This is a genomic window from uncultured Psychroserpens sp., from assembly GCF_947492715.1.
GTDB lineage: Bacteria > Bacteroidota > Bacteroidia > Flavobacteriales > Flavobacteriaceae > Psychroserpens.
Genome location: NZ_CANLNS010000004.1, coordinates 153,275 through 165,714, shown reverse-complemented (window position 1 = coordinate 165,714; position 12,440 = coordinate 153,275). Strand labels below are relative to the sequence as shown.

Genomic DNA, 12,440 nt, shown 5'->3' with positions numbered 1-12,440 from the left:
GTTTACTTTAAAGTTTGTCCTCCTTTTTCTCCAGTTCGTATTCTGTAAACCTCTTCGATATGAGAGACAAATATTTTGCCATCTCCAACATCTCCCGTATATGCCGAATCGAGAATAGTCTTTACAGTGATGTCTTCGAAATCATCATTTACAACTATAGAAAGATATCGCCTTTGTATATCGCTTGTGCTGTAAGAAACACCTCTGTAAACATGACCTTCTTTTTCGTTTCCAAGCCCTGTGACATCCCAATAAGAGAAAAAATTTACGCCTACATCGTGGAGCGCTCTTTTTACTTTAGAAAACTTTGATTTCCTAATAATTGCTTCAACTTTTTTCATGATATTTAAAATTAGATTAACAACTTAAAGAGAGGTGAAAAATGTAAGTTTATAGAAATCATTTTGGGCAAATCTGTCATCTTCGTCAGCTAAATTTGCTCCAAGCGAAACCCTTAAACCTGATGATCCTTTTTTTAATTCTAAATAAGGTCCAAGCCATTTGTAGCCATCTGTTCTATCGAGTTCTCCACCACCATTTATATCTCCTCCGCTCAAATAGAGTTCTTCGAAATGAGCTCCTAGTGATAAAAATGATGCGACTTTGAAGCCAAAATTAGCCCAGTAGTGTATGTAATTATTTGTTGCATCTCCTACTTCTGTTTTATCAGTCAAGGCAGCATAATAGCCAAAGTAAATTTGACCTTCTAGTTTATTGGAATCATAATTAACTGTAAGATTCGGCACTATACCATCTCCAACAATACCTTTTTGGCTTGCTCCACTCGAAAGTAAGTTGCCCATCGTAAAACCTATTTGAGGATTAATATCAAAGTAACCTAAGGTTTTATTGTAGCCTAAGCCAAATTCAGTCCATTGTCCCCAAGCACTCCCTGTGCCAGCTCCCCATTGAATACCATAGGCAGTTATTGCACTGTTTTCATTAATGGTGTAGCCAAATGTCATCATGGGATTAAATCCAAAAAAAGCGTCGTGGTTGAGATTCAATCCAAAGTCTATTTTATCATCAGTTGCTGCATCATCTTGAGCAATTAGGCTATAGGTAATTAAGAACATTGAAATGGTAAATAATTTTTTCATAATGATTATATTTTGTTGATTAAATTCAATTCAAAACTATATAAATGACATCTATGCCCATAAAAAAAGGGGGTATTTTGTTTGATTTTTATGTTTTTGATATTTTATACCCATAAAAAATAGGGGTACAATAATTTTATCGCTTATTTTTTGAAATTTAAGAAATCGTGATTTTTGAAAAATGCATATATTTTTGGTTTTTCATGAATAATATTTAACAGAAGTAAGTTTTCGAAAACGTTTTCGTAACAAAGCTCCTTTTTTATTGAATATTTTTTAATTGCAGATTTCATATTAAAGCTCAATAATATTGTCAAATTTTCAATTTGAAAGCTCTTAATTATCGATATGAGAAAAGTGTTTCGGCTTTTTTTTAAATCGAATTTTACAATATATATTACAGATATATTAAGGTGTAGAAACCATCAAAATGTCATCAATTATGTTAAAGAAACAAGGGCTTTATTTACCAGAATTTGAACACGAAAATTGTGGTGCAGGATTTATTTGTAATCTTAAAGGAGAAAAGACCAACCAAATTATCCATGATGCTTTAGAAATTCTTGTGAAATTGGAGCATCGAGGAGGTGTTAGTGCAGATGGTAAAACTGGTGATGGAGCTGGTTTATTAATTGATATTCCTCATATCTATTTTAAACGTGTTTGCGGTTTTAAAGTTCCTGTAAAAGGAAAGTATGCTGTTGGTATGGTATTCCTACCAAAAAACAGAAATCAATATAAATTCTGTAAAGACACTTTCGAAGCAGAAATTATTGCTCAAGGGCTCTTTGTAATAGGATGGAGAGTGGTACCTGTAGATTCAACGCAATTAGGTGAAATTGCTTTGGCATCAGAACCTAATATAGAACAAATTTTTGTTGGAAAATCTAATGAAGTCTCAGAATCAGATTTTAATGCAAAATTGTATGCAGCACGAAAAATAACTGAACATACGATTCGACATTCTAAAATGTCGCAAAGTTCATATTTCTATGTGTCTAGCTTGTCAACGACAACCTTAATATATAAGGGTATCATTATGCCAGAGGATATTGGAGCCTATTATAAAGACTTACAAGAAGACGATTTGGTTACGCGTTTGGCTTTAGTACATCAGCGTTTTTCAACGAATACAATGCCTACTTGGGAGTTAGCGCAACCGTTCCGATTTATGTGTCAGAATGGAGAAATCAATACACTTCGCGGAAATGTAAGTCGCATGCGTGTTCGTGAAGAAATTATGAAAAGTGACGTTTTTGGTCCTCAGATAGATAAATTATTTCCAATCATTTTACCTGGGAAATCAGATTCAGCTTCCATGGATATGGTCGTAGAATTATTAACACATACAGGGCGCTCATTGCCAGAAGTAATGATGATGATGATACCCGAAGCTTGGGAGAAACATGCCACGATGTCGCCAGAGCGTAAGGCTTTTTACGATTATAATGCATGTATTATGGAGCCTTGGGATGGGCCAGCTTCTATTCCTTTTACGGATGGAAACTATATTGGAGCATTACTTGATAGAAATGGCCTAAGGCCGTCACGATATACAGTTACTAAAAGTGGAAAACTAATCATGTCTTCAGAAATTGGTGTTGTAGATATTGCGCCTGAAAATGTAGAACGTCATGGACGTTTAGAACCAGGAAAGATGTTTTTAGTAGACATGAACCAAGGCAGAATCATTAATGATGAAGAAATAAAAAGCAAAATTGTTAAAGAAAGACCATACCAAGAGTGGCTAGATAAAACAAGGTTACATCTAAAAGATATTCCTTATACAGGAACAAGCTGTCCTGTAGAAACCTTAGATATTAAAACAAGACAGCGATTATTTAATTATACGTTTGAAGATATACAGGAAGTTATTACACCAATGGCTCAAAAGGCCAAAGAAGCGTTGGGTTCTATGGGAATTGATACACCTTTGGCTGTCTTATCTAACAAACCACAACTCATTTCTAATTATTTCAAACAATTATTTGCTCAAGTAACTAATCCGCCTTTAGATGGTATTCGTGAAGAAATTGTAACAGATATTAGCCTGTCTTTAGGAAAGGATAGAAATATTTTTAGTATTACAGAACGACAATGTAGAAAACTGAAAATTCAAAATCCTGTAATTTCAAATGATGATTTAGAGAAAATTAGGAACATTACAGTTGAAAGTTTCAAAGCAGAAACTGTAGAAATATTATATACAAAAGAAAAAGGTCTTAACGGACTTGAAGATGCGTTAGATAATATTATCATTCAAATTGAAAAAGCGCTAGATCGAAAAACAAACATCATTATTTTATCTGACAGAGGAGTCAGTAAAAAGAAGGCGCCAATACCAGCACTTTTAGCCTGTTCTTATGTAAATCATCAGTTGAATCGCTTACGAAAGCGTTCGTATTTCGATATTATTATTGAATCTGCAGAACCGCGTGAACCACATCATTTTGCAACTTTATTTGGTTATGGAGCCAGTGCCGTAAATCCGTATATGGTAAATGAAATTATTAGAATACAAGTGAAAGAAGGGTTCATTACTGCTATGGATGAACAAAAAGCCGTTGATAATTTTAACAAAGCAATAGGAAAAGGGATTCTGAAAGTGATGAATAAAATAGGAATCTCAACTTTACGTTCCTATAGAGGTTCTCAAATTTTTGAAATCGTTGGTTTTAATTCACAGTTTGTAGAGAAATATTTTCCATATACAGCATCTAGAATTGAAGGTATTGGTCTATATGAAATCGAAAAGGAAATCGATAAACGCTACCAACATGCCTATCCGACCAAGCACATTGATAAAAGTTTAGGTTTAAACATTGGAGGAGACTACAGATGGAGACGAAATGGAGAACGTCATTTATTTAATCCCACTACAGTGGCAAAATTGCAACAAGCTGTTAGATTGAGTGATCAAACGAGTTATGATATTTATGCAAAAAATATCAACGAACAATCTAAAAACTTAATGACCATTCGTGGCTTATTTGAATTTAATAATATCGACCCCATCCCAATTGAGGAAGTAGAGTCTTGGACAGAAATAGTAAAACGTTTCAAAACGGGAGCCATGTCTTATGGTTCAATTTCTAGAGAAGCACACGAAAATTTGGCAATTGCGATGAATAGAATTGGAGGGAAATCCAATTCTGGTGAAGGCGGAGAAGATCGTAGTCGCTTTCAGCCAGATATTAATGGTGACAGTAGAAACTCTGCTATAAAGCAAGTTGCATCTGGTCGCTTTGGTGTAACCTCTCATTATTTAACTAATGCCAAAGAAATTCAAATTAAAATGGCTCAAGGAGCAAAGCCTGGTGAAGGTGGTCAGCTGCCAGGAGAAAAGGTGCTTCCCTGGATAGCAGCAGCTCGAAATTCGACACCCTTTGTGGGTTTGATTTCGCCGCCACCACATCACGATATTTATTCAATAGAAGATTTAGCACAATTAATATACGATTTAAAAAATGCCAATCGGGATGCTAGAATAAATGTGAAATTGGTTTCTGAAGTTGGAGTTGGTACTATAGCAGCAGGAGTAGCGAAAGCAAAAGCAGATGTTGTTTTAATTGCTGGCTATGATGGAGGGACTGGAGCTTCACCATTAACATCATTAAAACATGCTGGTTTGCCATGGGAATTAGGTATAGCTGAAGCCCAACAAACTTTAGTGCTTAATGGTTTAAGAAGTAGAATTGTCGTTGAATGCGATGGGCAACTAAAAACAGGTAGAGATGTCGCTATTGCCGCATTATTGGGTGCTGAAGAATTCGGATTTGCAACTGCACCTTTAGTGGCCTCAGGGTGCATAATGATGCGTAAATGTCATTTAAACACGTGTCCTGTTGGTATTGCAACACAAGATAAAGAGTTACGCAAAAACTTTAAGGGCACACCTGAACATGTGATTAATTTCTTCTACTATATCGCAGAAGAATTAAGAGGGATTATGGCAGAATTAGGGTTTAGAACCATGTCAGAAATGGTTGGCCAAACCCACAAGATTAATGCTAATAAAGCGATTAAGCATTACAAAGCAAAAGGTTTAGATTTATCATCAATATTACACAGACCAGCAGCATATAATCAGATGACTGTTAAGAATACTGAAAAGCAGGATCATAACCTTGATAATGTCTTAGATTTCAAAATTCTTAAAGATTCACATCGCGCTTTGTATCGAAAAGAGCAAATGAATTTGTCTTATGCAATAAAGAACACCAATCGTACAGTTGGTGCCATTGTGAGCAACGAAATTTCTAAAATATATGGTCATTTAGGCCTACCCGAAGACACGTTAAACATCAATTTTAAAGGTTCTGCTGGGCAAAGTTTTGGTGCTTTTGGTGCGCATGGATTAAGTTTTATTCTTGAAGGAAATTCTAATGATTATCTAGGGAAAGGTTTATCTGGAGCAAAACTCATCATAAAGAAACCAGCAAAGGCAGATTTTGTAGCAGAAGACAATATCATCATTGGTAATGTGTGTTTGTTTGGTGCAGTTAATGGTCAGGCTTATATTAATGGAATTGCTGGAGAACGTTTTGCAGTTAGGAATTCTGGTGCAACTGCAGTTGTTGAAGGTGTTGGCGATCATTGCTGTGAATATATGACAGGCGGAAAAGTAGTGGTTCTTGGTAAAACTGGTCGAAACTTTGCAGCTGGTATGAGTGGAGGAGTGGCTTATGTTTACGATCCAGAAAACAAATTTGTAAACGGTTTGTGTAATACGGAAACTATCGAGTTTGAAGCTATCGAAAAAGAAGATACTAATGATTTAAAAACCTTAATTGAGAAGCATGTAAAATTCACAGGCAGTCAAAGAGGAAGACAATTATTAGCAGATTGGGAAACGAGTTTAGGTCATTTTGTAAGAGTTATGCCAACAGAATACAAGCGCGCATTAAAACGCTTGGAAACCGAAGAACAAATGGTTGAAGCATTAGTATAGTCAGCTAATAATTTGAAGATACTAGACAATACCAATTATACATTTTGATTGGATATATTATAAAAAACGTCAGTTCAAGCTTTTCCTGAATTGAACTCAGGACAACCACTCGGATTGACGAATTTTTCAAAATGCATGACAGGCAATATAAATTAAAATTAGAAAGCAGGAAAAAGATGGGAAAAGTAACAGGTTTTAAAGAATTCGAAAGAAGAGACGAAAAGTACAAGCAAGTAGAGGATCGTATAAAACATTATAAAGAGTTTACAATACCTATAAATGATAAGGATCTTACAAAACAAGGTTCACGTTGTATGGATTGCGGAATTCCGTTTTGCCATAGTGCTTGCCCGCTTGGGAATTTAATTCCAGATTTTAATCATATGGTGCATCAAGGTGAATGGAAAAAAGCTTCTTGGATTTTGCATTCAACAAACAATTTCCCTGAATTTACAGGTCGCTTATGTCCTGCGCCATGTGAGCAATCTTGCGTTTTAGGTATTATTGAAGATCCAGTGTCCATAGAGAATATTGAAAAAAACATAGTAGAACGTGCTTTTAAAGAAGGTTGGATTAAACCACAACCTCCAAAAATAAGAACAGATAAGACGATTGCTATTGTTGGTTCTGGCCCTGCAGGTTTGGCAGCAGCACAGCAATTAAACAGGGCAGGTCATGCGGTTACAGTTTTTGAACGTGATGATGCTATTGGAGGTTTACTACGTTATGGTATTCCTAATTTTAAAATGGAAAAAGGCATTATAGATCGTCGTTTAGCCATACTTGAAAAAGAAGGTATTGTATTTAAAACTAATGTCAATGTTGGTGTTAACTATGATGTCAAGCAATTAAAAGGATTTGATGCTATCGTACTTTGTGGTGGAGCGACCCAAAGACGAAGTTTGCCAACTCCTGGCATTGATGCCGATGGCGTCGTTCAAGCCATGGATTTTCTAACCCAACAAACCAAAGTGGTGTTTGGTCAGGATATAAAAGATCAAATACTAGCAACGGATAAAAACGTAATTGTTATTGGAGGAGGAGATACAGGAAGTGATTGCATTGGGACATCTAATCGTCAAGGCGCAAAATCGGTTATTAACTTTGAAATTATGCCAAAACCACCAGGTCATCGTTCACCTACCACACCTTGGCCATATTGGCCATTGCAGTTAAAAACTTCTACTTCTCATGAAGAAGGTGTTGAGCGCAATTGGTTAATTAATACAAAGGAATTTATTACGGATGAAAATGGAAAATTAACCGCTCTAAAAACGGTAAATGTAGAATGGGAAACGATACCTGGTGAGCGTCCAAAACTTATTGAAATTGCAGGTACAGAAAAAACCTGGCCTTGTGATTTAGCCTTATTGGCACTAGGGTTTACTGGTCCTGAATCTACACTAGCGGATAAATTAGGCATTGATAAAGACGCACGTTCAAATTACAAAGCGTCTTATGGTAAATACCAAACGAATATCCCAAATATCTTTACAGCTGGTGATATGCGACGTGGGCAATCCTTAATTGTTTGGGCAATTTCTGAAGGTAGAGAAGCGGCTAGGCAAGTGGATAGTTATTTAATGGGTAAATCTGATTTAGCCACTAAAAATACTGATGGAGATTTGGTAAGTATATAACTATTTTGAATTAAAGGTTTCTATCGCTATAATAATTCTGAGGGCAAGTTTATTATTGGGTAGAATTTTAAAGCATCTGTTTCCAGATGCTTTTTTTGTTAAATAAATTATTAAAGATAGGTTTAAAGTAATGGTCGTTGTCTATAGTAGAATTAAAACAATATTAATTATGAGTTCTATAAGTGTTGTCATGATCTTGTGTTTTTGTTATGTTGATTATAAATGGTCCAATTCGTAAATAGGAGTGGAAGCTTTTGAGTTTGATATTAAAATAGCATAATCTAAAAAATCAATTGTGGGCATCCCTTTTACGGCTTCACTGTTGGACTTTTCATCGGTCATTATAATATCTATTAAATCAGGTTCATTATTAGCATATGGAGTGTTACTGCTATTTAAGCGAAATAAAGTTTTATCAGACAGTTTGGTGTTTTTTAAATTTTGGATGCCTCTAAAATATTCTTTTTCATAATCGCCAATACCAAATCCTCCTTCTATCGTATATCCTGTGTAATTTCCATTATCATCATAAAGTTCGTTCCAAACGACCTCACTTTCTGTAAAATATCCTATTACTGAAATAACCTTGTCTTTTGGATATATCTCATTTTCTATTAGCTTGGTAAAAAATGGAGGGTTAGCGTTTTTACCTTCTCTCGATTTTTCGAGGTGCCAAAAACCTATTCTCATAAATGGCTTTTGGTTTTCAAAATTGTAGTGCTCTTTTAAAAAAAGATAGTTATCATAAATAGATGGTTCGCGTTGTTTTTTAGCCATTGAATTTTTAATACCATCTATGATATGCCTAAATACTTTTAGGTCTTTTATCTTAGTATTATAAGCACTTGTATTAACTTCATAGTCTTTAATTAACCTATCTAATACACCATGAGCATAACTGAGTTCGCCTCTGGCATAACTTGTAGTGTCTATTTTCACCATTTCACGAAGCTCACTTAATACTTCTGTTTTGAAAGATTCGTCTATGAGTTTTAGAATATGCTTAGAGCTATATTTATAATTGCTCACAACATCAGCGCCTAGAATTTTAATCCTATTAGGCTTTGGGAGCTTATCATTTAGACGTTTAAGAGTCTTCCATTTTTCATATACTTCAATGGTACGCTCTTGCCTTACATGCATTCCGTTTTGAATAACGAGGTCTTTTAATAATAGTGTATCACCGGTTTTCATAAACTCATTATAATAATGAGCCACACTAAAATCTGTTTCGGGTAAATAATATTTTATAGTACCATCTTTGGTTAATGACTGCAATAACTTTAACTCCACGTCTTCCGTTTTAGCACTGCCGTGATAAGCGCCAAAACCAATAATATTAAAATCCTTTTGTGGAAAATTGAATGTTTCAGAATTAAGATCAAAGCGATTTTGTTTTAGGTAGGCTTTTTTTGATTGTGAAATTCCGCTTAAATAAGAGCATAAGACAACTATAAATAGTAACTGTTTCATAGGTTTAAATTTTATCATTTTTTCTATTAGATGTAATTCACCATGAAAGATCTTGTTTGGTGTCAAGATTTATTATGGCTCATTTTATTCGACTTTTTAACTGTTCGTTTTTTGATTGATGATGACTCAAAACTAATGGCTATTCTTTTTTTATGGACTACACCTAAGGGTAGTTTTAAATAATGAGCTGATATTCTTAATCAATTATTTTTTAAAATTGACTACCCAGAAGGGTAGTTTTTATTTAATCTATATATTTGCTCATATGAATAGTGAAAAAGACTTTTTTTCGTTTAAAAATACCGTTCAAAATTTAACAGAGAGTGATAATAAGCAACTGTCAGATTACCTCGGTGTTATTGATGCTTTTGCGCGTACAACTTATAAAAGTATCTATGTTATAGATTATGAAAAGCAGTCTTTCGAGTATGTCTCAGATAACCCTCTGTTTTTATGCGGAAAGACGCCAGAAGAAGTTAAAGTTTTAGGATATCAATTTTATTTTGAAAATGTGGTTGAAGAAGATTTACGATTACTTTTAAAGATTAATCAAGTAGGATTTGATCTTTATGATCAGGTACCTTTAGAAGAACGTAAACTTTATACGATTGCTTATGATTTTAGATTAAAAAATAAGGAAAACACCTCTATTCTTATTAATCAAAAACTAACACCTATTTTTATTACAGAAGAAGGAAAAGTTTGGAAAGCCCTTTGTATTGTTTCGTTGGCAGAGAATAACACATCTGGTAATATCAAGGTTTATAAATCTAATAGTAATCAAATAAAATCGTATTGTCTGATAGATAATTGCTGGAAAGATGAGCAAAAGCCAACACTCTCTCAGCGTGAAAAAGAAATTTTACAACTTTCGGCACAAGGATTTAAGGTGCAGGAAATCTCTGAAAAATTATTTATTTCACCAGATACGGTGAAATTTCATCGTCGAAAATTATTTGACAAAATACAAGTGTCTAGTATATCAGAAGCTATTTTTTATGCCACAACTAATAAGCTAATATAACCTGTTAAGTATTTTTGGTAAAACACTTCAGTTTTAGCGATTTTATTTAATTCAGGTTCATAAGCGTCATTTGGTTCCGTCACTTAGTTTTCGATGCGCTTCTTTAAAAGATGGAGACTATTTCCTTAGCGTTTAAAACCGCTCTTTTATACCATTTATTTTTTCGAAAGAGGCTACCATGCCATGAATTATAGATGAGCTCAAACCTTGATGTTCCATTTCGTTTAATCCTTCAATTGTGCAGCCATTAGGTGTTGTTACCTTATCTATTTCTTGCTCTGGATGATTTTGTGTGTTAATTAATAATTGTGCTGCCCCTTCACAAGTATGCATTGCTAATTTTTGAGCTTCCGAAGCGTCAAATCCCATTTGTATTGCGGCTTGAGTAGAAGCTCTAATAAAGCGCATCCAAAATGCAATGCCGCTAGCACAAACGACTGTAGCCGCTTGCATTTGTCTTTCAGGAATGACTAAGGTTGTACCAAGTGTATTAAATATTTTATGAGCTATATTGAGTTTTAATTGCGCTTTTTTATTACTACAAATACATGTCATCGACTTACCAACAGCAATTGCCGTATTTGGCATCGCCCGAATAATGGTAAACCCTTCTCCAATAATAGCCTCTATTTTATCAATTGAAAACCCAGTAATTGTAGAGATTATTGTATGACGAGATTTTAAAGCCGATGCGTTTTTACGTAACACAGCTGGCAGATGATTAGGCTGTACTGCAAAAATGATAACATCAGAATTTTCTATGGCTAATGTATTATCACTAGTAATACTAACTTTTTTATTAGCTTTTAAACCTTCTATGTCATTAATATGTCGCTTGGTAAGGTATAATGATGTTAATACATTGCCAGATAGTAATCCTTTGGCAATTGATAAGCCTAAGTTTCCTGCTCCAATTATTGCTATTTTCATAAGTAAATGAATTTGGTTGTAAAACTAAACCAAAAACTGAAATAAATCAGGTTTATCATTGAGGTAATCTCCAAAGAAATTATGAAGTTTCATTTTGGTAATTAGAGGTTCTAAATCCTTATGCGATTTTAATTGCAAACCTACTACAGCAACATCCTTTTCTCTGTTTACCTTTTTTGTATATTCAAAATGAGTGATGTCATCATCTGGTCCCAAAATAGTCGTCACAAATTCTCTTAATGCACCTGCACGTTGTGGAAATTTCACAATAAAATAATGCTTTAAATTAGCATAGAGTAGGGCGCGTTCCTTTATTTCGGCAGTACGCGTAATGTCGTTATTACTTCCGCTAATGACGCATACAACATTTTTACCTCTAATAGCTTTAGAAAATTGTTCTAAAGCAGAAAGACTCAAAGCGCCAGCTGGCTCTACAACAATAGCATCTTTATTATATAGATCTAAAATCGTCTGGCAAATTTTGCCTTCATCAACTGTAACGACATGGTCTAGTGTTTCTTTACAAATTGCAAAATTTAAATCACCAACACGTTTTACAGCGGCACCATCTACAAAACTTTCAATAGATTTTAATGTTGTGTTTCTGTTGTTATTAATTGAAGTTAACATTGAAGGAGCACCTTTAGGTTCAACACCAATAATTTTAGTTTGAGGCGATAAAGTCTTAAATACACTAGATAGACCAGCCGATAAACCACCTCCACCAATAGGAACAAATACATAATGTATGGGATGAGTTTTAGCTTGATCTATGATTTCTAAACCAACTGTAGCCTGTCCCTCAATTACCTTTTCGTCATCAAAAGGGTGAATAAACGTTTTGTTAAGTCGCTCACATGCTGTCATTGCGGCATGATAGGCATCATCGAATGTGTCGCCTACTAAAACCACGTCTATATAGTCTTCACCAAACATTTTTACCTGTTCAATCTTTTGATTTGGTGTTGGTGAAGGCATAAAGATTGTTCCCTTTATTTTTAAGAGTTTACAAGAAATAGCAACCCCTTGCGCATGATTACCAGCACTTGCGCAAACAATCTCATTTTCAATTTGAGAGGCGTTTAATGAGGACATTTTATGATAGGCTCCTCTTATTTTATAAGAACGTACTTGTTGCAAATCTTCTCTTTTGAAGAAGATATTGGCATCAAACTGTTTTGAATACTGCACATTCTTAATCAAAGGTGTTACGGAAGCAATCCCTTTTAATTTTTCCGCAGCAGACTCAACAGCTTTTAGCGATGGTTTGTATGAGGTGGTTACGTTGTTCATATTAGAGTAATCCTAAAATCGAGTTAAGA

General features: G+C 34.5%; 8 protein-coding genes. 3 read left to right on the top strand and 5 right to left on the bottom strand.

Annotation, left to right across the window (positions count from 1 at the left end):
• Positions 1-2: 2 nt before the first annotated feature.
• Positions 3-341, bottom strand: coding sequence for a P-II family nitrogen regulator (locus Q0787_RS11860; protein WP_298902916.1), 339 nt, complete (start codon positions 339-341; stop codon positions 3-5).
• Between the two features lie 24 nt (positions 342-365).
• Positions 366-1,100 carry a DUF6733 family protein gene (locus Q0787_RS11855; protein WP_298902914.1) on the bottom strand — a complete coding sequence of 245 codons (735 nt, stop codon included), beginning with the start codon at positions 1,098-1,100 and terminating at the stop codon, positions 366-368.
• A gap of 442 nt (positions 1,101-1,542) precedes the next feature.
• On the opposite strand from Q0787_RS11855, the gene gltB reads away from it, so the two are divergent.
• Positions 1,543-6,051 carry a glutamate synthase large subunit gene (gene gltB, locus Q0787_RS11850; RefSeq protein ID WP_298902913.1) on the top strand — a complete coding sequence of 1,503 codons (4,509 nt, stop codon included), beginning with the start codon at positions 1,543-1,545 and terminating at the stop codon, positions 6,049-6,051.
• Between the two features lie 176 nt (positions 6,052-6,227).
• A complete protein-coding gene (locus Q0787_RS11845; RefSeq protein ID WP_298902912.1) occupies positions 6,228-7,691 on the top strand; it encodes a glutamate synthase subunit beta in 1,464 nt (487 codons plus the stop codon).
• A 216-nt stretch (positions 7,692-7,907) separates the two neighbouring features.
• Here the strand turns inward: Q0787_RS11845 and Q0787_RS11840 are convergent, their stop codons facing one another.
• The gene (locus Q0787_RS11840) at positions 7,908-9,164 is read right to left on the bottom strand and encodes a hypothetical protein (RefSeq protein ID WP_298902911.1); all 1,257 of its coding nucleotides are present in this window, start codon (positions 9,162-9,164) and stop codon (positions 7,908-7,910) included.
• A gap of 265 nt (positions 9,165-9,429) precedes the next feature.
• Between Q0787_RS11840 and Q0787_RS11835 the strand changes: the two genes are divergently transcribed.
• Positions 9,430-10,188 (top strand): response regulator transcription factor, encoded by a 759-nt coding sequence (locus Q0787_RS11835; protein WP_298902909.1) that lies wholly within the window; start codon positions 9,430-9,432, stop codon positions 10,186-10,188.
• Between the two features lie 132 nt (positions 10,189-10,320).
• Here the strand turns inward: Q0787_RS11835 and proC are convergent, their stop codons facing one another.
• Positions 10,321-11,118: a pyrroline-5-carboxylate reductase gene (gene proC / locus Q0787_RS11830; protein ID WP_298902908.1), complete on the bottom strand. Its 798-nt coding sequence runs from the start codon at positions 11,116-11,118 to the stop codon at positions 10,321-10,323.
• A 24-nt stretch (positions 11,119-11,142) separates the two neighbouring features.
• A complete protein-coding gene (gene ilvA / locus Q0787_RS11825; RefSeq protein ID WP_298902907.1) occupies positions 11,143-12,411 on the bottom strand; it encodes a threonine ammonia-lyase IlvA in 1,269 nt (422 codons plus the stop codon).
• Positions 12,412-12,440 lie beyond the last annotated feature (29 nt).

Coding starts and splice junctions, on each gene's coding strand:
- Q0787_RS11855 (WP_298902914.1), bottom strand. CDS start 1,100: ATGAAAAAATTATTTACCATTTCAATGTTCTTAATTACCTATAGCCTA.
- proC (WP_298902908.1), bottom strand. CDS start 11,118: ATGAAAATAGCAATAATTGGAGCAGGAAACTTAGGCTTATCAATTGCC.
- Q0787_RS11845 (WP_298902912.1), top strand. CDS start 6,228: ATGGGAAAAGTAACAGGTTTTAAAGAATTCGAAAGAAGAGACGAAAAG.
- gltB (WP_298902913.1), top strand. CDS start 1,543: ATGTTAAAGAAACAAGGGCTTTATTTACCAGAATTTGAACACGAAAAT.
- ilvA (WP_298902907.1), bottom strand. CDS start 12,411: ATGAACAACGTAACCACCTCATACAAACCATCGCTAAAAGCTGTTGAG.
- Q0787_RS11840 (WP_298902911.1), bottom strand. CDS start 9,164: ATGAAACAGTTACTATTTATAGTTGTCTTATGCTCTTATTTAAGCGGA.
- Q0787_RS11835 (WP_298902909.1), top strand. CDS start 9,430: ATGAATAGTGAAAAAGACTTTTTTTCGTTTAAAAATACCGTTCAAAAT.
- Q0787_RS11860 (WP_298902916.1), bottom strand. CDS start 341: ATGAAAAAAGTTGAAGCAATTATTAGGAAATCAAAGTTTTCTAAAGTA.